This window comes from Micromonospora parva, from assembly GCF_000718515.1.
GTDB classification, from domain to species: Bacteria; Actinomycetota; Actinomycetes; order Mycobacteriales; family Micromonosporaceae; genus Micromonospora; species Micromonospora parva.
In genome coordinates this window covers 150,711-169,538 of record NZ_JNZS01000003.1, presented here as the reverse complement: position 1 = coordinate 169,538, position 18,828 = coordinate 150,711, and the positions used below count along the sequence as shown (strand labels likewise).

Genomic DNA, 18,828 nt, shown 5'->3' with positions numbered 1-18,828 from the left:
GGTCACGCCGACATCCTGCGGGAGCTGATCGACGGTTCCACCGGTCGACAGGGGCCCGCAGCTCCCGGGGCGATCGCGAGTCGATCGCCCCGGGGTGTCGTTCGGCGGTTTGCGGCGTACCCCTAGACCGGGGTTGCGGGAATGAGCTCGACGACGCTGCCGGTGGCGCGGGACTGCTCCGCCGCCCACACGACCCGGTGTGAGGAGATGCTCTCCTCGGGTCCGGAGGTGACCAGTGAGCGGTCACCGGTGGTGACCGCCGCGATGAACGCCTCGATGAGTGCCGCGTCGGCGCCGCCGTGCCCGTCGGCGGCCGAGGCGTCGCCGTCGGGATCCAGGTCGATGGTCTCGACGGTGTCGGTGAGGAAGTCGTGGACCCGCAGGGTGCGACCGTCGCCCTCGATGCTGCCGAGCGTGCCGAAGATTCGAGTCTTGCGGAAGTCGAGCGCCGTGAAGGCCGTCATCGTGAAAGCGACGGTGCTGCCGCCCTCATATTCGAGGTTGACCACCTGGTGGTCGACGACGTCGTTGCGACCTGTGTAGACGCAGACGCCGTACGGGCCGTCCTCCAGGGCTTTGCGGACGCCGTCCGCGCTGACATCGTCGGTGAGCACGCCCAGCGGCCATGCCTCGTGGACGGGGTCACCGAGGAACCGTTCGTAGATCCGGATCGCGGAGTAGGCACAGGATCGTTCGACCGGGCAGTCGACGCAGCGTTCGGTCGCTCCAGCCGGACGGTTCTCCGGCCGGAAGTGGGCGAGGCCGCCGAAGGAGGAGACCCGGCGGACCGGCCGGCCGATGAGGTGGCCGAGCCAGTCGATGTCGTGGCAGGACTTGGCGAGCAGCATCGAGGAGGATTCGGCCTCCACCGCCCAGTTGCCGCGCACGTAGCTGTGGGCGTGGTGCCACCAGCCGACAGGTTCCAGGTGGTCGATGCTGACGATCGCACCGATCCGCCCGGCGTCGATCAGCCGCTTGAGCGTCTGGGAGTAGGGCGTGTACCGGAGTACGTGACAAACGGCGAGGAGGACGTCGTTGTCGACGGCTGCGGCGACGATGCGTTCCGCCTGCTCGGGCAGCGGCGCCATCGGCTTCTCCAGCAGGATCGCGTAGCCGCGCTCGGCGAAGGCCACCACCGGCTCGACGTGCGCGCGATCGGGGGTCGCGACGATCACCGCGTCGGCGAGCCGGGGCTGTGCGGCGAGGTCTTCCCACGAGGCGAACCGGCGCTCGGCGGGTACGTCGAACTCGTCGGCCAGGGTGATGCGGCGGGCGGGGTCGGGATCGGCGACAGCCGCGATCGTGGCGTTTGCGGTGGCCACGGCGAGCCGCGCGTAGGCGGCGCCTCGCGCTCCGGCACCGACGATCGCCAGTGTGATGGACATCAGGTGTCTCCTATTTGATGGCGCCGGAAAGGATGCCTTTGACGAAGTGGCGCTGGAAGAAGAGGTAGAGGATGACCACTGGCACGATGACGATGATCGTTCCGGCGCTGAGCAGCGGGATGTTGCGGCCGTAGGCCTGGATGAACTTGCCGAGCCCGGACGGCGCCGTCCGCATCGCCGGGTCCTGGATCAGGATCAGCGCGAGCAGGAACTGGTTCCACGCCCACATGAAGTAGAGAAGGCCGAGGGTGGTGAGCGCCGGTCGGGCGGTGGGCAGCAGGACCTGGCGCAGGATCTGCCTGCTGGTCGCGCCGTCCATCTCGGCGGCCTCGGTGAGTTCCGGCGGCAGCGACTCGAAGTGGCTCCGCATCCAGAACACCCCGAACGGCATGAACGCCCCGATGAGCGGCAGGATGACCGCCCAGTAGGTGTTGAGGAGTCCGATCGACTTGAGGTCGTAGTAGAGCGGGATGACGATCGACTCGTACGGCAGGGCCAGACCCAGCATGAGCAACGCGAAGATCGGCCCCCGGACGGCTAGCCGCATCATCGCCAGCCCGTATCCGGCGAGCGTCGCGAGCACCAGCGCGAGGGGTACGACGCCGAGCGCGATGATCAGGCTGGACCGCATGAGGTCCGCGAAGCCGCCGGTCGACCAGGCGTCGACGTAGTTGTGCCACTGCGGATCCGACGGCCACGCGAGGCCCGGGCTGAGATTGTCCTGTGGTTGCAGCGACGCGGCGACGATCGCGTAGAAGGGGACCAGCACCGAGGCGGTGGCGGCCAGCAGCGACAACCGGGTCATCGACCGGATCATGTCTTCTCCCGGGTGAGGCGGTTCAGGGCGAACATGACCGCGCAGGTCAGCAGGGACAGGACGACGGCGAGCGCACAGGCGGTGCCGACCTGCCCCGCGGTGAAGGTCAGCCGGTAGATGGCGACACCGGGCACCAGTGTCGACTCGCCGGGGCCGCCGGCGGTCATCACGTAGACGACGTCGAAGCTGGCCAGGGCGGCGATCACGGTGACGGTCGCGGCCACCGACATCTCCCGGCGCAGACCCGGCACTGTGACGTGCCAGAACTCGTGGATCGCGCCGGCGCCGTCGAGCCGGGCGGCTTCGTACAGGGCCGGATCGATCTTGCCGATTCCGGAGTACAGCAGCAGGAAGCAGAGCCCGGTCGAGACCCAGGTCCCGACGACTCCGACCGCCGGATAGGCCCAGGTGAAGTCACCCAGCCAGGCCCGGGTGAGGTCGGACAGGCCGACCGCGCGCAGCAGCGCGTTGAACGGTCCGTCGTCGTCGAAGAACAGCTTCCAGACGCTGCCGACCGCGACCAGCGGAAGGATCTGCGGCAGGAAGATCACAGTACGGACGAAGGGCATGCCCTTCCAGGGCACGTTCGCGACGAGCGCCGCCAGCACCAGGCCGAAGCAGATCGGGATGACCGAGTAGAAGAGGATCAGCCCGAAGGCGTGGACCAGGGAGAGTCGTAGCGCCGGGTCGGCGAGGATCTCCCGGTAGTTGTCGAGCCCGGCCCAGGTGGCGACGCCGATCCCGTTCCAGTCCCAGAACGAGATCCAGAGGCTGTGCAGCCAGGGCGCGATCACGAAGGCCGCGTAGAAGAGCAGCGCCGGTGCGGTGTAGAGCAGCGGTACGAGTCGTGCCCGCGACCGCCGGGCCCGCACCGGCGTCGCGGGGGCGACGACGGTGCGGTCCCGGACGGCCACGCGATTCGCGAGGCTGTCAGCCATGCGTCTTGGCCCAGTCGGACTGGACGGCCCGGATGAACGTGGCCGGGTCGACCTTGCCGGCGATCAGCTTCTGAGTCTCGGCGACCAGCGTGTCGTTCATGGTCGCTGTGGCGTTGTTGTTGAACCCGATGAGCCCGTCATCGGCGTTGACCTTGTTCCAGGCGGCGATCAGGTCGGCGGAGATGGTGCCGGGCTCAGCGGTCACCGTCGAGGTGTCCGAGGGCAGGAAACCCTGCGCGAACGAGGCCTTGGCAGCCTCCGGGCCGCGCAGGAAGTCCAGGAAGGCGGCGGCGGCCTGCGCGTTCTTCGACTTCCGCGAGATCCCGTACGCGACCGAGGTGCCGATCGCGGTGGCCTTGGGGCCGGGGAACGGCACGAAGCCGGCATCGCCCTTCAGTGCGTCGCCGATCTTCTTCGAGTCCCAGGAACCGTCGACGAAGAAGACGCCGTCGCCCTTGGTGAACTTGTCCACGGCACCCTGCAGGTCGATGCCGTTGGCGTCCTTGGAGTAGTAGCCCTTCGTACCCCAGTCGGTGATGCTCTGGGCGCCCTTGGTGTTCCCGGCGGTGTCGAAGGTGGATCCACCCTCGCCGAAGACCCACTTGGCGTACGCGGCCGGGCCGTCCGTGGACTGACCGATGAGCTGGATCGGGAAGGAGGCGTGGCCCTCCTTGTTGCCGAGTTGCAGCGGGGTCTCACCGCCGGCCTTGGCCTTGGCCAGCGCGGCCTCCAGGTCCTCCAGTGAGGCCGGAGCGGCGTCGATGCCGAGCTTCTTCAACGTGGCCTTGTTGTAGTAGAGACCGACCTGGGAGAAGGACGCGGGTGCCGCGTACAGGTCGCCCGACCCGAGGGTGGTGCCGTCCTTGGCGACCCGCCACTGGTTGAGCTGCCCGGCCGGGTACGCCGACTCCCAGCCGTACGCCTTGGCGTAGGGCTGGAGGTTGAGGATCAGTTGGTCCTTGACCGTGGTGCCCACCGCATTGAGCAGCACGATGTCGGGCGAAGTGTCACTGGACAACGCGAGGTTGAGTGACTTGTTGTAGTCGTCGTACGTGGTGTCGACGTAATTGATCTTGACGTTGGGGTGCTTCGCCTGGAACGCCGGGATGATGTCCTTCATGGCGGCGCCCGACTCGGGGGTGGCGATCAGGTTGAGTTCCACAGGTCCGGCCGGCACACCGGTCTGGACCGCCGCGTTGGCGTCGGCGGCCGGCTCACCGTCCGACGAACTGCCCGGCGCGCACGCTCCGAGCGCGAGGAGCACGGCGGCCGCGCTGAGCGCACTCTTCGCTGATGTCATCGATTTCATGGGGGTCTCCCTGGGCAGGAGTAGTTTCGAAGGAAACTTGCGTTCGCTATAGTGAGCCGTCGACGAACGCACGTCAAGGGGCAGCGAATGACCGTGGGAGATGCTCTTCCAGGCGGGGACCAGAGCGCCTTACGGCACCTGAACACGCGTCGTGTGCTGCGGCTCCTCTACGAAGGGCCGTCGCTGACCATCAGCGGTGTCGCCCGCGAGACCGGGCTATCCCGCCCCACCGTGCAGGGCATCCTGACCTCACTGGTGGAGTCTCGACTCCTCGTCCTGGACGGATTCGACAACGCCCCGACCGGGGGGCGACCCGCGCAGCGGTACCGCTTCGCCGCGGACGCGGGCATCGTGGCCGGCCTCGACATCGGGGCGCACGCGGTGTCGGTGCGGATCGCCGACCTCGCCGGCGCGCAGGTGGCGGCCGCTCGGACCGCCATCGACCCGGCTCTGGACCCGGCCGGGCGCATCGACGCCGCTGTCAGTCTGCTGCGACGGACGATGCCGGCCGGCGCGCCGCGGTTGTGGGCGGCCTGCGCCGGTTCCCCAGGCATCATCGCCGACGGTGTCGTGCGGCTGAGCGTGGCCATTCCGGACTGGACCGGCACGGCGCTGGCCAAGGAACTCACCGCCCGTCTGGAGTGCCCGGTGAGCGCCGTCAAGGACGCCAACCTCGCGGTCCTCGCCGAGCACCGCGTCGGTGCCGCCCAGGGGGTCGACCACGTTCTGTACGTGCATGCGGGGCACCGCCTCGGCGTCGGCGTCCTGGTGGACGGCAGGCCGTTCGGCGGCGGCCGGGGGGCTGCCGGAGAAATCGGCCGGCACCCCGGCCTGGGCTGGGAGGCGGCACCCCGCAAGCTGCTCTCCGACGCGGGGGTCGCTCCCGGCATGAACTCCCGCGAGTGGGTCTTCGCGCAGGCTAGGCGGGGGGACAGGCGCGCGGTCGAGGCCGTCGACGACTACGCGCGAGCACTCGCCGAGGGAGTGGGCGCCATGGTTCTCGCCATGGACCCGCAGTTGGTCGTGGTGGGCGGGGGCGTCGCGCGTGCCGGCGAGACGGTGATGGAGCCGGTGCGGCGCCACCTCGCCGAGATCCTGTACGAGTTGCCAGGCCTGGCGATCTCCGCGCTGGGAGACGACGCGGTGGCCATCGGCGCGGTCGAAACCGCCCGGGACGCGGTCCGCGCGGAGCTCTTCACTGACGGCTCTTGACAGCGGTAGCGCTCAACGGCATATTCCGAAAGAACTTTTCTTTCGTTACCCCCCCGGGAGTGCCCTCATGGCGCATCGCTTTCGAAGAGTTCTAGCCGCAGCCAGCTCGATGATCCTCGGCGTCACCCTCGCCGGCATCGTCACCGCCCCGCCGGCGCAGGCCGGCGACACCCCGCCCAGCCCGCTCGCCAAGCCGGGCTACACGCTCGACTTCTCCGAAGAGTTCGACGTCAGCACCCTCGACACGAACCGCTGGCTGCCCTACTACCTGCCGCACTGGACTTCCCCCGCCAACCGCGAGTTGGGTGCCAAGGCGCGCTACACGATCGCCGACGGCGTGCTTACCCAGCGGCTCGACGCCGACACCCCGGCGTGGAACCCGCAGTACGACGGCACGGTCAAGATCTCCTCGATCCAGACCTACAACAAGGACTACTGGCACAAGTTCAACAGCTCGATGCCGTTGAACCACCACGAGCCCGACTTCAACGGCTACACGTTCCAGTACGGCTACGTCGAGCTGCGCGCCAAGAAGTCGAACGTCGGCGGCGGCGGCCACCAGGCCCTCTGGCTGGTCGGCACCGGGGACACCTCCAGCGCCTCGCGCAACCCCGAGGTCGACATGGTCGAGACGTTCTTCAACGAGCCGAACAACTGGCGGATCGCCGCCCACGGCTGGGGCGACCCGAACTTCCTGTCCAGCTCGTACGCGTCGATCGCCCCCGTCCCCAGCGGGTCACCCACCACCGAGTTCCACACGTACGGCATGGAGTGGACGCCCACCGACATCAAGTTCTACTACGACGGCCAGCTCTACCGGACGATCAACGACGCTCCCAACATGCCGATGGGGCTGATCATGGGCATCTACACCGATGCCGGCTCCGGTCGGCACAACGACGTCTGGCCCAAGACCTGGAGTGTCGACTACCTGCGCGTCTACAAGAAGGACGGCGGCTACCCGGTGTCCTATCAGCGGTTGAAGAACCGGCAGACCGGCCAGTACGTCAAGGACGACGGCAGCGGCACCGCCAGGTACGTCGCCGCTTCCGGCACCGACCAGTCCGCCCAGTGGGCAGTCGAGAACGTCGACGGTTACGTCCGGCTCAAGAACCGTGCCACCGGCAACTACCTGCACGTGGAGAACCAGACCGGCAACGTGCAGACCGGTGCGGTACCCGGCACCTACTGGTCGGCGCAGTGGGCCCAGGAGCCTGTCGACGGCCGCCTGCGCCTGAAGAACCGTTGGAAGGGCACCTACGCCCATACCGAAAACATGACCGGCAGCATCCAGTACGGCGCCGCGCCCGCCAACTGGTGGACCAGTCAGTGGAATCTCGAACCCGTCTCCTGACGAACCGTAACCCAACCGTCCGTCAGTGGGATCGACGAGGGCCGCACATCAGCCTCGCCCACTGTCAGGTCTCGTAGTTCACAGGCCGCCTCCAGGGTGTTGGAGGCGGCCTGTCGGCTGCCTGAGTGGTCTCGTCGGGTGATGGTTGGCGGCGAATGACGAGCAGGGCGATGTCGTCGTCCGGTGCTCCTCGGCGGTGGTGGCCATGACGTGGTCGCACAACGCGTCGGCCGGCCCGGACCGTACGCCGTCGGCGACGCGCTCGATGTCGGTGTCGATCAGTTCGTTGCGGCGTTGGACCAGTCCGTCGGTGTAGAGGACGAGCGCCGCGCCCGGAGGTGGGTCCAGGGGGAGCAGGGTGGGATCAGCGGGATGCCCTGAACGGCCGTGAATCTACGCCTGGTGCCGAACGTGAACCTGCAAGGAACGTGATCGATGAAGGTGAGGTCCCAGGTGGGACTTCAGGTGGGACGCCGGTCCGACAAGAGCCGGTGCGGCCATCACCAAGCGTAGCTGGGCTCCGTTCGGGAGACCTGCGTTGTTGAGGCGAGCACCTGGGTAAGGGGCTATGCCCAGGGTGGGATGTATCGGCCGATGTAGTCGCGGGCGCGGGGGCGCGGGTCATGGCGGTGCTGCATTGGGGTTTCTCCCGGAGACGGCTGCGGCGCCGGCAGTTCGGGCCGTGACCGCGCTGCTCGCCGAGGGGCGAGTGAGCTAGCTCAGACCCGGGTGATCCGTACCGCGTCGGCGACCACGAGTCCGGTGCCGCTGGTCCAGCGACTCACGCCGACCTTGTTGCCCGTGCCGGCCGCCAGCGTGAACACGCCGATCGAGACCCACCTACCGCCGTTGATCCGCTGATTGACGAGGACGGACCTGCTGCCTGTGGTTGTCTCCACAAGGTATGGCGTCTGGTTGTTGTAGCCCGCGTCGGCGGGGTACCAGACTGAGATCTCATAGCTTCCGGTCGCCGGGATGGTCGACCGGAACCAGGCGACGTCGCTGGACGACACCGGACTGGTAAACCGGTAGTCGGTGCCGAACCGTTGGCCGGAGTAGGCCGACGTGCCCCATTCGGTGCTCGCGGTGAAGCCGCCCGAGGTGCTGTTGTCGATGGTCGTGGTCCACTGCGGCGGCGGGGTCTGCGTAACCCTCACGTCGAGGTAGTTGCGGTCGATCTTCATCGTGACGCCGCCCCACGTCTCGGTGACCTCCCCGGCGTACTGGTGTATGCGCTGCTGGTCCGCGTAGTGGGCATCGGCGCAGTAGCTTCCGGCGTCGGTGTCAGCCACCCCGTTCCACCAGGCGATCCAGATCTGGTCGAGTCGCGTGTGGCTCGGGTTGTCGTATGCCTCGCAGACGTCCTTGATGCCGGACGAACCGCTGGAGTACATGCCGGCGAGGTAGCCCCGTACGTGCAACTGCTCGGTCCAACCGGACAGGAACGACAGCACGGCGGCCCGGCACGACGCGTTCGACGGGTATTGCTCGATGTCGTTGTAGAGGGTGCTCGCAGCGCCGATGCCCAGTGCCTGGGCGGCATTCGCGGCGCTGTTGGCCGCGGAGACGCCTTGTGACCGAGCGGTGGTGGGATCGGCGGACATCTTCGGCGTGCGGGTGCCGCATGGTGCCTGGTAACCCAGTTCGATGGGGATCAGCCGCCATCCGTTGCTGGTCTGGTTGGCCACCCAGCTTGCGGTGAGGTTGGGCTGGGAACAGGAGCGACTGGCCCCGCTGATGTAGATGCCGACCGCGCCGTAGGGCGAACTGGTCCGCCACGCGTTCATCGTGGTCTGGGACGGAGCGGCACAGGTGTCGAATCCCCGGCCGGTGAAGGTGCCGGGTTGCGGGCCGGTGGCCAGCGGCGTCACTGCAGTTGATGCTTGTGTGGGTGTCGCGGCCACAGCAATCGGCTCGGCGGGCGCCACGATCACCGCGGCAACGGTAAGACTCGCCAGCCACCCGGCAGTGACTCTCACGTCGCCTCCATCTGAAGAAATCCTTGCCTGGGAACTGGCCGTGCGAAAGATTTCTACCATGAATCGATGAGTAGCAATAGAGGGTCGCCGCCGACCCGGCGCCGAGCTCACGGGGACAGACCGCCCGACCGCGAAGTGCCGGCCCGGCGGCTCAGGCCGGGCTGAACTGGATGAGGACCGACGCGGTCGGCAGCTCGTCCGGAGCGGGTGGCGCCTCGGTGCGCCAGGCCAGCCGTACGCTCCATCGGCGGCCCGGCGGAAGGCGGTAGGCGTCGGCGATGCCGCCGGCCGTGCCGCTGGAGAACCCGAGGATGCCCGACTCGAAGACCACCTCGAGTACGTGGCTGCGGTCCCAGCCGGCCGGATCGAAGTCGGCCGGCCCGTCCCAGGTCTCCAGCCGGGTGTCGCTACCCAGCACCACGGCGTCGTCGATGTTCTCGACCACCACGTAGCCTGGCGCCGAGCTGACCCATTGATCGAGCTCGTGCGGTGAGGGTGGAGCGTTGCGCCGGTCGTTGCTGTCGTCGATCATCGCGAACAGTCGATAGTCGACATCGACGTACAGCTCGGTGTGTTCGACCAGCGCCGCCATGCTGGCCCCTCCCCGCTCGGTGGACTACGAGGCTAGCGATCTCCCGCCGACCGTGAGTGTCCGCATACCTACTCACCCTGAGCATCGCTGCCGCTACCTCCTCACTTCGAATCCCGGCCCTGGCCTGGGCCCCACGCTGACCGCACCGCGGCCGCTGAGAGGTCGCTACTGGGCGACCGCTTGCCGTCGGACCTCGGGGCCTGAACACTTTCCCGCCTGATCGGCAATGTCAGGGTGAAGCGCGGACTTTGCCGAGGAGGGCTATGGCTTCGGATGCGGATTTGATAGGCCGGTCGCTGGATGGCGATGTCGACGCCTTCGTGGAGGTGGTCGAGCGTCATGAGGCCGCCGTCGGTTCGTACCTCGTTCGCCGGGTTGGGCGGGATGCGGCTGAGGACCTCCTGGGCGAGGTGTGGGTTGCGGCGTTCGAGTCGCGGCGATCGTACGACCGGTCGTACAACGATGCGCGGCCGTGGCTGTACGGGGTGGCATTGAATCGCTTGCGGCGCTACTGGCGGTCCCGGCCGGCCGAGGACCTGGTCGCGGACGTGCCGGACGTGGCTACTGGATGGGATCCGTGGTCGGCGGTGGACCTCGGCGTGGACGCCCGGGCGGTGCTCCGGTCGGCCCTGACACGGCTCAAACCCGAAGAGCGGGAGGTCCTGAGGCTCGTCGCCTGGGAGGACCTGACCGCGGCCGACGCCGCGCGGGCACTCGGCATACCGGCCGGCACCGCGCGGCGGTTGCTGAGCCAGGCCAGGACGGCATTGCGCGACGCCCCGGGGGTGTCCGCGCTTCTGAAGGACCGCAACAGCGCGAAGGAGAGACACCGATGACCGACGAGCTCGATCTGGTCGGTGCGTTGGGCAGCGCGGAACCACTACGCCCGGAGGCGTATCAGCGGGCGCGGGCGGTGCTGCGGGCGGCTATGGCCGACCCCGGAACCGTGCGGCTTCTGCGCGCGAATTCAGCGGAGGACACGACTATGGAGGCGACTTCAACCATGGAAACGACGACAACCACGCGGGACCACGAATCCAGCCCGGCACTTCAGCCCCGCCGCCGGATCGGCATCGCGGGCCGATGGGGCATCGGCGCCGGGGTGGGGGTCGCCGCCGCGGCGGCAGTTGTCGCTGTGGTGCTCAACTCGCCGGCGACCGGGGGCGTGGAGGCCGGCAAGGATTCGTCAGCCGCCACCTCGGCCTCGACCGCAGCCGACGGGTCGGCCGAGCGTACGCCGCTGATGACCCTGGCCGGGTCCATCAAGACGGTCACCCCGGCGGCGGGCGACGCGTGGCTGGTGAAGGCGACGCAGGTCGACGGCACCAAGACCATGCAGGTCGTCTACACGCTGTACACCGATGGTCACGCGATCTACACGGGCAACAGCGTGAAGGACATCAAGCGTGCGATCGCCCGTCACCAGGACCAGATGACCGACGGGGGCTACGCTCCGCTCCTCAAGGCGGCCATCGCCGCGGCGGACAGCAGCCCGGCCGACGGCCGGACCCAGATGCTCAAGGCAGCCAACGATCCGCTGGTGGGCCTCGACCCCGCAGCGCAGAAGGCGGTGTGGGACAAGCAGCAGGCGGACGCCCAGGTGATCATCAAGCAGAAGGGCGGCAACGCCGAGCCGAAGCCGTACAGCCCTCAGGCCGTTCAGCGGCACTTCGACAACGCCCTGTGGACGTACAGCACCCAAGCGTTGTCCGCTGGCGACGGCAACACGCAGGTCCGGGCCGGTGTGCTGCGTCTGCTGTCCACCATCTCCGCGGTCAGCGTCAAGAACTCGACCACCCACGGCAAGGCCACGCTGACGATCACCGCCGGCCCCGAGGTGTTCGGCGGCGCGGGCAGCGAGGTGCTGACCATCGACGCCACGACCGGCATGCTCGTCAAGGACGTCTCCACCGTGCCGGGCCTCCCCACGGCCTCCACGACGTACGAATCCTCCCGCGTGACGAAGGCCGACCTGTAGGCCGGCAACTCCCACCCACCAGCGTTCCGGCAGACGGGGCACCGATCCCGCTGTATACGCCCTGACCAGCGCGCCCTGTGGTGGTGACCTCTTCGGAGGTCACCACCACAGCGAGGCTTGTGCGAGCTTCAGAGTCGCACTGAGCGTTATCGGCGGGATCGACGTCGCACAGCACGATGGGGGTGTCGCCGAGCGCGTTCACCACCTTTCGGCCGCGTCGACGGGACCGGGCGGGCCTAGCGTTCCATGGCGGCGACGTGCCTGGGCGGTAACGGCTGCGCGATCTGCCTCAACGAACGGCACCCACGCCGACACCCACACTCAGGTCACCAGGCACGTTTATGCCGCTGGTCGAGGTTCGGCCTGAGGAACTGATCCTGGGATGATGTTGGTGTGGTCGACCAACGCGCCAGTTTCGAGTTGCTTGGCAACGAGGCCTTGGAGCAGTCCGCGGTGGTGGCGAACTGCGTCATGAACCGGGAGCGGCAGCTCTCCGGGGTCAACAGCTACACCCGGGAGTTGGGGTTCAACCCTCTTGACGTTCTCGCCGCCGGCCCAGTTCGCGTCGGCGGAGCCGAGCCGTTGGCAGCCGCTGGCTGGTTGGATCTGTGCTGCGGCACCGGTCGAGCGCTTATCCAGGCTGCCGGGGAGCTGCGGCTGGCAGGGTTGACCGAGCGGACAGTCCTCGTCGGGGTGGACCTGGTTGACGCCTTCGATCCCGTCCCTACACCACCGCTGAACCTGGAGTTGATCTGTGCCTCGGTGGTCAACTGGGCACCAACGCGGACGTTCAATTTGATCACCTGTATGCACGGACTGCACTACGTCGGAGACAAACTCGCCGTCCTGACCCGCGCGGCCGGCTGGCTGACTCCCACCGGCCGCCTCGTGGCCGACCTGGACCTGTCCAGCATTCGGCTTCCTGACGGGCGACCCGCGGGGCGGCGCCTCACCGCCCAACTCCGCGCCGCCGGGTTCTCCTACGACTCCCGTCGCCGCCGGATCAGCTGCACCGGCCGCCGCGACGCCCGCCTCCCGTACCGCTACCTCGGTGCCGACGATCGCGCTGGTGCCAACTACACCGGACAACCCGCCGTGCATTCCTACTACACCGAAAACCACTGACCGCACCACCGGTAATGTCCGCACATGCCGCGATCCGCCCGCACAGGCGAGCGCGTCGCCACGGCCCCCGATTCGGTCGAAGCGTCCTACCGCCTCATCGACGCAGAGCGTCATGGGTGCGCGGGCTGAAGCCTGTTGCGAGTCCGTCGTCCGACACCGATTCCCTTGGCGAAGATCTGAGCAGGGCTTCCTGGACCAGGGCTCCGGCAAAGTCGTGAGGTGCTCGGCTTGAGGTGGTTGGCGTAGACGGGTCCTCCTTGGTGGTATCAGGTCGGGCGTGACCGGTTCAGAAGGTCATCGAGGTTCCTACGCCTGTTGATCTGTCCGAAGTGAGGCATGCCCGCGCTGAACGGTTCCGTCAACCGCCCACCGTGTTCGCGCCATCATGCTTGACACTCGACGTCAAGCACTTGACAATGGGTGTCAAGTAGCAGGAGGCAGCATGTCGCCAACCCACGAGGAACTGACCGAGCATCTCATCCGGTTGATCGACATCCGCCTGCTCGACCCCCTCGAAATCCTGGTCGACGGCCACGACGCCATCGACCCGCTGCGTGCCGTCATCCGGGAGCGGGCCCGATCCTGGGCCACCACGATCGTCAGCGGCGACGACCGGGCCGCCGTCGGCGTGGTGATGCGCGCGATCTCCACCCTCTACCCGGGGGACGGACCGTTCGACCCACCCATCGACTGGTGGCGCAGCCCTTTCGGCCAGGCCGTCGCGCGACGGGTTGGCCACCCGACCGCCGAATCCGTGTCGTACACAGTGGCCGGCGCCATGCTCGGCATCACCCGCCAGGGCGTCCACGACCTGGTCTCCCGCGACAAGCTCGCCCGCCACCCCGAAGGCGGCGTGCGCTCCGCCTCGGTACGCGACCGACTGCTCAAGGAAGGAACCCGACGTGTCTGAAACCATCATCGACTCCGGGACGGTGCCCATCGCGATCCGCGACGTCGGCGGACCCGGACAACCGCTGCTGCTCCTTCACGGCGCCGGCGGCAACCTCGCCCAGATGACCACCCTCGCCGAGCACCTGCACCCCACCCACCGGGTGGTCGCCGTCGACCTGCGCGGTCACGGCCGGTCCGGAGACGGCCCGTGGCGCTGGGACGACGTACTGGCCGACCTGGCCGCCGTCACCGACCATCTCGGCCTCACCTCACCCGCGGTGGTCGGCGTCTCCCTCGGCGGCATGCTCGCCACCCTCTGGGCGCAGCGTCACCCGGATTGCCCCGGTGCCGTCAGCTTCGACGGCAATCCGCCGTTGAACCGTCCGGACCAGCTCGCCGGGACGGACCCGGAGCAGGTCGAGACCGAGCTTGCCAAGTTGCGGACCGTCTTCGACGGGATGGCCGCGATGCTGGCCGAACCACTAACCGCCGAACAGGTGGCCGCCATGCTTGCGGGGCAGCGAGCCATGGCCCAGCGCTACGGCGCCGCACCCGACGACTGGGCGGCGGCCTTCGAACGCAACCTTGTGCCCGGCGACGACGGCCGCAGCCGGCTGCGGCCCGCCCCGGACCTCACCCGGCAGCTCCGGGATGCCATGGACTCCCTCGACCTGATGCCCGCCTACGGCGACGTCCGCTGCCCGCTGCTGCTCGTTCTCGCCACCGAGGACCTGCCCGAACAACAGCCGTTCCACGACCTGTACGAGGCGTATCGCAACGTCACCGCCGAACGGCTTGCCGCTGTGGACAACCCGTCTCTGCGGGTGTGGCACCTCGCCGGCGCCAGCCACGCGATGGTCGCCGAACGCCCACAGGAGCTCGCTACCCTCATCACCGACTTCCTCGGCCCTCACAGCTGAGGGTGACCCGCAGGAGCCCGCTTCCTGGCGAAGGTCGGACCCGCCTGCGGTCATGAGGGCCATGGGAGAGACCGAGGTTCGGCGCACCGTCGAGACGGCGTGGCGGATGGAAGCCGGGCATCGCCGAGACCGTCTACGCGATCACCGACCTCCACGTCCATGAGGCCAACCCGGCGAAACTCACCAGGTGGATCCGTGGCAACAGGTCCATCGAGAACAGGTCCACTGGGTGCGGGACGTCACCGACGACGAAGACCGCTCCCAGATCCGCACCGGCACCGGACCCCAAGTCATGGCCGTCCTCCGCAACGCCGCCATCGCGCACTACGCGCCGCAGGCATCACCAACATCGCCGCCGCCAACCGCCACCACGCCCGCGACAGCACCCGCCCACTCGTTCTACTCGGCATCACCTGACGACTTTGCCGGGGCCCTGCTTCCTGAACGGTGACCTCGGAGGCGTCAGGACCGACGGCCCGGGTTGTCCGTCGAGTGAGGAGCGGCGGACCCGAGGACGGCACGTGAAATGATGGCGCGTTTCTTTCAAGGGCCGTGGATGATGACCGGCGTGACTGAGAATGGCGGCGGGTTCGCGGAGCAGCGCCTGTACGACGCGGTGGCGCAATGGAACGTCGAGACCGGGTACGGCTTGGCGGACCTGATCCATTCCGCTTGTCAGGCGTTGGTCGACGGGCTGGACTCTCCGACGCTGCGTGAACTCGCCGGTGCTTCGGTAAATGATTCTTCCTGGGATATCCGTGATCTCGTGGGCAAGTCGTTTGAGGAACTTGGGATCCCCTGTCCGGGCACTGTTCCCCCGGGCTTCACCCTTGCCTCAGGTGGAGGAGTCGTGCGTCGACCAGGAGTCGACTCTCTCCGTCTGGAGGTATCGCCGGTGCCCGGCGACGCAGGCGGCGGCTTCCAAGTGCAGGTCTACGTCAACGGCACGGAGATGACCTCTGCCGGAGCAGGCCTCGGGATGGACCCGTACGACGTCCTTGTTCCCACCAATCGTCTCGCGGCCACCCCCGAGCCGAGGACCGTTGCCATCGCCCGATGCGAGTGCGGCGTGTACGGCTGTGGATCCACGGACGTCATCATCGTGCGTGACGGCGATCTGGTGCACTGGGACTGGTCGCTCGAGGTGCCCATGATGCGGGGTGTCTCCTTCGCAGCTGCGGAGTACGACGCTGAGGTCGCGCGGGTGGCTGCGGATCATTCGTGGGAGACGCCGGAGCGTACGGCCGGACGACATGTCCTGACGGACATGGACCGCGATCGGCTGCTCACCTACGGCCTGAGACCCAGTTGGGTCGCCAACGACTACGGCAATCAGGAGCTGTTCCGGGTCGCCTTGCAGCTCGACGGTGACTACCAGATCTTCGTCGACACCCCGTGGCATGGCCGCAGACCTGGGGAATTGGCGGGCGAAGTGTGTGCCACCTTGGCACTCCCTCCCAGCGGCTGGCACGCCACCTGGCACGCCATCATCCCCACGATCGCCAAACCGCCGAAGATTGCGGGGCCGTCCTGGCGACCCGCGCGGTTCTAGCAGCGGCAGGCCGGCACCCGGCGCCGGGCTTGCTGGGCCGACGCCGGCCTCACGCGGACCTTTGGAGGTACCGCCGATGACCACTCCCGAGCTCGACGATGGCCAGGCGCAGCTTTGGCGGATCACCATCCCCGTGATCGCTTCGGCCAGCGAGGTCGATGCCTTGACCGACCGTCTGGTCGAGACGCTCTGCCCGGACGGCGTCCACGAGGGCCCCTGACTGACTCGTCGCGGCTGTCAGTGGGATTCGGGATAAGCCTGATCGTCCATGGTCGGCTCGTACGAGACGATCTATTTCGCTGCCGGGTTCAGTCGAGCAGATAGTCGGCCGGGACCGCCTCGGTGAGCCAGACGCCGTTGGCGCTGCGGTGGAACACGTGCCCGGCGGCGGCCATCGCCGCAGCGTCGATGGTGAGGATCACGACCCGACCGGCCCGTCGGGCCCCGACCCGGTGGGCGGTCTCGGTGTCGGCGGAGAGATGGACATGGTGCCGGCCGCCCCGGTGCAGGCCGGTGGCCCGGATCGACTCCAGCGCACGGGCGCCGGTGCCGTGATAGAGCCGGTCCGGTGGGGTGACCGGGGGCAGCCCGAGGTCCACCGGAACCGAGTGGCCCTGGTTGGCTCGGATCCGCAGCACCCCGTCGGGGCCACGCGCGACAGCGAACCGCTGCTTGTCGTTGCCGGCGACGACCGCGTCCAGCTCGGCCCGCTCGATCCGTAGGGCGGCGAGCAGGGCGTCGACGGGAGTCCAACCGGCCGGGTCGAGCACCAGGCCGGCCCGCCCGGGATCGTGCCGCAGTGCCTTTGACATCCGTTTGCTCAACGTGACCATGCGCTCGCGTTCCACTGTGGCATTGTGGTCGATTTCCGTCGCGTGGATCGAGAGGTTTTCCGGCGGCACCGAACCCGGGCTTGGTGAGCACCTGGCTGGCTGCCGACGGCGACCCCACGGTCAGCGGCATCGCCCACGGCAACGCCGGGCTGCGGATCCGGTTCTCCCGGGCCGGCGCGTTCGTGCTGAAGGCCGACGAGGTGACCGTCCAGAGCCTGGCCAACCTCGCCGAGGTCGACCGGCGGATCCTCGCCCGGCACCAGGCCGGGAAGTGGGAGCGGGGCTGGGTGCTGGTGAGCGAGGTGGCCCGCGGCGGACCGGCAATCACTGTGGTCTCGGGCAGCTCCGACGGTGAGGCCTTCGTCGACCTCGGTGTGACGGCGGCGGCAGCCGGCCAGCCGCTGGCCGCCGCCGGCGCGGGGATCGCCCTCGGTACCCGCCGGGGCCTGGCCGGCTACTTCGTCAGCCCCACCGAGACGACAGTGCTGTGGCGGGGCCGCTGTGTACGGGATCCCTGGTGGTCGTCGAAGGCCTCGATGAGTGACCGGGGCGACCAGATCCACGCGGAGATGGCGGCCGACGACAGGGGCCTCCACGTCGTCGAGATCGAGCACCTTGAGGACATCCCGACCGACGACGCGTGATCAGGTGCCGTGTACGCCAAGGAGCGGTTCGGCGCCTCAGCTCCAGCCCCTTCCAGTCCGAGCCCACAGGTCCTGGTCCACCGGCCGAGGGTCTTGTCGCAGCCACGTGACGATGCTCTGTACGTGGTCCTCGGGTGACCCCGAGGACGATTCCATTCGAAGGGCGTCGTCGAAGTACGGGAACGCCTCAGCGCGCTCGCGGACGAGTGCTTCGTCAAGATCCGTGGCTTGGGTGCGCCCCCGGAAACGGCTCACGGCCTCGTCGGGAGTCACGAAGAACTCGACGACCCAGAGTGGCGCGGCGGATCCCGCCAACGCTTCCACCAGACTGGCGCGCTGGTCACGGCGGGCGTAGGTGCATTCGAGCACCACGGTCTCTCCACCATCGACGAACATTCGCGCGAGGAGGTGCGCACCGGCGTACGCGCGCAAGCGGTCGTCACGATTCCGATCGGACTCAGGGAACAGAAGCTCGAACAGAGCGTCGACCTCCAGGTAGATCCGGCAGTGACCTGAGGCGGTCAGCACCTCAGCCAGACCCCTTCCCGCAGTGGACTTGCCCGAGCAGGGAGGGCCCGACAACACGACAACCCCGCTGCTGGCCATGTCCCCTCCCGGTCTCATGATCGTCGTCCTCGTCGGAGGCGGCCCGAACTATTGCCCCAGTGCGCGCTGAGATCGGCTGAGGACCCCACGGACCTGCGAATCGGCGGTGACCACCCGGGTGGTGGTCACCGCCGATTGCGTGGTCGGACCGGTCAGGCGGCCGAGCAGGCCGTGTCCAGCTCCTTGATAGCGGCTTCCAGTGCCTTCTTGCTGGGCTTGGCGTCGGCGGACTTGTTGTACGCGTCGCTCAGGCCCATCATCTCGTTCTGGACCTTCTCGGAGGCGGCGGTGACTGCCTCGTTGGCACCCATCGAGTGCGCCAGGATCGCGACCGACCCGGCGGCCCACTGGGCACTGACCGCGAAGTGCCCGGCCGGCGGGCCGATCTTCTCGGCCTCGGCGATCTTGGTCGCGTTGTCCTTGATGTCCTTCTTGATGTCGGCGCAGGCCTTCGCTGTGGCCGCACCGTCGGCTGCGGGGCTGGCCGCGGTGGTGGCCGCACCGGCGGTCGGGGTGGCGCTCGTGGCCGCCGGGGATGAGGAGGTCGAGGTGTCCGTAGATTCGGGCTGCGGATCGCAGCCGGCCGTGGCGATCGCCGCCGCAACGGCCACGCCAGTCAGGACGAGTCGAGTTCGGTTCATCAATGTTTCCCCCGTGATCTTCATGTTCGGCGCACGCTACCAGCCATGGTCG

21 protein-coding genes are annotated in these 18,828 nt (G+C 68.3%); 11 read left to right on the top strand and 10 right to left on the bottom strand.

Annotation, left to right across the window (positions count from 1 at the left end):
* Positions 1-122: 122 nt before the first annotated feature.
* The 4 genes from IF22_RS0104000 to IF22_RS32830 are packed head-to-tail and all read right to left on the bottom strand — an operon-like array spanning position 123 to position 4,449.
* Positions 123-1,385, bottom strand: a complete 1,263-nt coding sequence (locus IF22_RS0104000; protein ID WP_036410748.1) for a Gfo/Idh/MocA family protein — start codon at positions 1,383-1,385, stop codon at positions 123-125.
* Between the two features lie 10 nt (positions 1,386-1,395).
* Positions 1,396-2,202 (bottom strand): carbohydrate ABC transporter permease, encoded by an 807-nt coding sequence (locus IF22_RS0103995; RefSeq protein WP_030328492.1) that lies wholly within the window; start codon positions 2,200-2,202, stop codon positions 1,396-1,398.
* On the bottom strand, positions 2,199-3,140 hold the full coding sequence (locus IF22_RS0103990; RefSeq protein WP_030328490.1) for a carbohydrate ABC transporter permease: 942 nt from the start codon (positions 3,138-3,140) through the stop codon (positions 2,199-2,201). The genes IF22_RS0103995 and IF22_RS0103990 overlap by 4 nt, the downstream gene beginning before the upstream one ends.
* On the bottom strand, positions 3,133-4,449 hold the full coding sequence (locus tag IF22_RS32830; RefSeq protein ID WP_081883684.1) for an ABC transporter substrate-binding protein: 1,317 nt from the start codon (positions 4,447-4,449) through the stop codon (positions 3,133-3,135). Before IF22_RS32830 ends, IF22_RS0103990 begins: the two co-directional genes overlap by 8 nt.
* Positions 4,450-4,536: 87 nt before the next feature.
* Here IF22_RS32830 and IF22_RS0103980 point away from each other — a divergent pair, with 87 nt between their 5' ends.
* On the top strand, positions 4,537-5,661 hold the full coding sequence (locus tag IF22_RS0103980) for an ROK family transcriptional regulator (RefSeq protein ID WP_030328489.1): 1,125 nt from the start codon (positions 4,537-4,539) through the stop codon (positions 5,659-5,661).
* Positions 5,662-5,770: 109 nt separating this feature from the next.
* Positions 5,771-7,015, top strand: a complete 1,245-nt coding sequence (locus IF22_RS0103975) for a family 16 glycosylhydrolase (RefSeq protein WP_051708161.1) — start codon at positions 5,771-5,773, stop codon at positions 7,013-7,015.
* Positions 7,016-7,093: 78 nt separating this feature from the next.
* Here the strand turns inward: IF22_RS0103975 and IF22_RS36355 are convergent, their stop codons facing one another.
* The 3 genes from IF22_RS36355 to IF22_RS0103960 all read right to left on the bottom strand — a co-directional run bounded on the left by IF22_RS36355 (position 7,094) and on the right by IF22_RS0103960 (position 9,586).
* The gene (locus tag IF22_RS36355) at positions 7,094-7,297 is read right to left on the bottom strand and encodes a hypothetical protein (RefSeq protein ID WP_425339839.1); all 204 of its coding nucleotides are present in this window, start codon (positions 7,295-7,297) and stop codon (positions 7,094-7,096) included.
* Between the two features lie 437 nt (positions 7,298-7,734).
* Positions 7,735-9,105, bottom strand: a complete 1,371-nt coding sequence (locus tag IF22_RS32825; protein WP_245233514.1) for a glycoside hydrolase domain-containing protein — start codon at positions 9,103-9,105, stop codon at positions 7,735-7,737.
* Positions 9,106-9,145: 40 nt separating this feature from the next.
* Positions 9,146-9,586: a hypothetical protein gene (locus IF22_RS0103960; protein ID WP_030328481.1), complete on the bottom strand. Its 441-nt coding sequence runs from the start codon at positions 9,584-9,586 to the stop codon at positions 9,146-9,148.
* A gap of 263 nt (positions 9,587-9,849) precedes the next feature.
* Between IF22_RS0103960 and IF22_RS0103955 the strand changes: the two genes are divergently transcribed.
* From IF22_RS0103955 to IF22_RS34855, 8 genes are all read left to right on the top strand, one after another.
* Positions 9,850-10,422 carry an RNA polymerase sigma factor gene (locus IF22_RS0103955; protein ID WP_030328480.1) on the top strand — a complete coding sequence of 191 codons (573 nt, stop codon included), beginning with the start codon at positions 9,850-9,852 and terminating at the stop codon, positions 10,420-10,422.
* Complete coding sequence (locus IF22_RS0103950; RefSeq protein ID WP_156057283.1) at positions 10,419-11,564, top strand: hypothetical protein; 1,146 nt, start codon at positions 10,419-10,421, stop codon at positions 11,562-11,564. Before IF22_RS0103955 ends, IF22_RS0103950 begins: the two co-directional genes overlap by 4 nt.
* 393 nt (positions 11,565-11,957) lie before the next feature.
* Positions 11,958-12,689: a class I SAM-dependent methyltransferase gene (locus IF22_RS0103945; RefSeq protein ID WP_030328476.1), complete on the top strand. Its 732-nt coding sequence runs from the start codon at positions 11,958-11,960 to the stop codon at positions 12,687-12,689.
* 442 nt (positions 12,690-13,131) lie between these two features.
* Entirely contained in the window at positions 13,132-13,599 is a 468-nt protein-coding gene (locus IF22_RS35740; protein ID WP_030328474.1) for a hypothetical protein, read from the top strand.
* Complete coding sequence (locus IF22_RS0103935; protein WP_030328471.1) at positions 13,592-14,500, top strand: alpha/beta fold hydrolase; 909 nt, start codon at positions 13,592-13,594, stop codon at positions 14,498-14,500. The genes IF22_RS35740 and IF22_RS0103935 overlap by 8 nt, the downstream gene beginning before the upstream one ends.
* A 187-nt stretch (positions 14,501-14,687) precedes the next feature.
* Positions 14,688-14,951: a hypothetical protein gene (locus tag IF22_RS35305; protein ID WP_167337266.1), complete on the top strand. Its 264-nt coding sequence runs from the start codon at positions 14,688-14,690 to the stop codon at positions 14,949-14,951.
* Positions 14,952-15,059: 108 nt separating this feature from the next.
* Positions 15,060-16,052, top strand: coding sequence for a hypothetical protein (locus IF22_RS0103925; protein WP_245233525.1), 993 nt, complete (start codon positions 15,060-15,062; stop codon positions 16,050-16,052).
* A gap of 76 nt (positions 16,053-16,128) precedes the next feature.
* Positions 16,129-16,272 carry a hypothetical protein gene (locus IF22_RS34855; RefSeq protein ID WP_156057279.1) on the top strand — a complete coding sequence of 48 codons (144 nt, stop codon included), beginning with the start codon at positions 16,129-16,131 and terminating at the stop codon, positions 16,270-16,272.
* Between the two features lie 88 nt (positions 16,273-16,360).
* Here the strand turns inward: IF22_RS34855 and IF22_RS0103915 are convergent, their stop codons facing one another.
* Positions 16,361-16,885, bottom strand: coding sequence for an RNA 2'-phosphotransferase (locus tag IF22_RS0103915; RefSeq protein ID WP_209444487.1), 525 nt, complete (start codon positions 16,883-16,885; stop codon positions 16,361-16,363).
* Between the two features lie 83 nt (positions 16,886-16,968).
* Between IF22_RS0103915 and IF22_RS0103910 the strand changes: the two genes are divergently transcribed.
* Positions 16,969-17,529 (top strand): hypothetical protein, encoded by a 561-nt coding sequence (locus tag IF22_RS0103910; RefSeq protein WP_030328464.1) that lies wholly within the window; start codon positions 16,969-16,971, stop codon positions 17,527-17,529.
* Between the two features lie 36 nt (positions 17,530-17,565).
* On the opposite strand, the gene IF22_RS0103905 is transcribed toward IF22_RS0103910, so the two are convergent.
* Together IF22_RS0103905 and IF22_RS0103900 are read right to left on the bottom strand one after the other, a co-directional pair.
* Positions 17,566-18,135 (bottom strand): P-loop nucleotide/nucleoside kinase family protein, encoded by a 570-nt coding sequence (locus tag IF22_RS0103905; RefSeq protein WP_030328462.1) that lies wholly within the window; start codon positions 18,133-18,135, stop codon positions 17,566-17,568.
* Positions 18,136-18,287: 152 nt separating this feature from the next.
* Entirely contained in the window at positions 18,288-18,776 is a 489-nt protein-coding gene (locus IF22_RS0103900) for a hypothetical protein (protein ID WP_156057277.1), read from the bottom strand.
* Positions 18,777-18,828 lie beyond the last annotated feature (52 nt).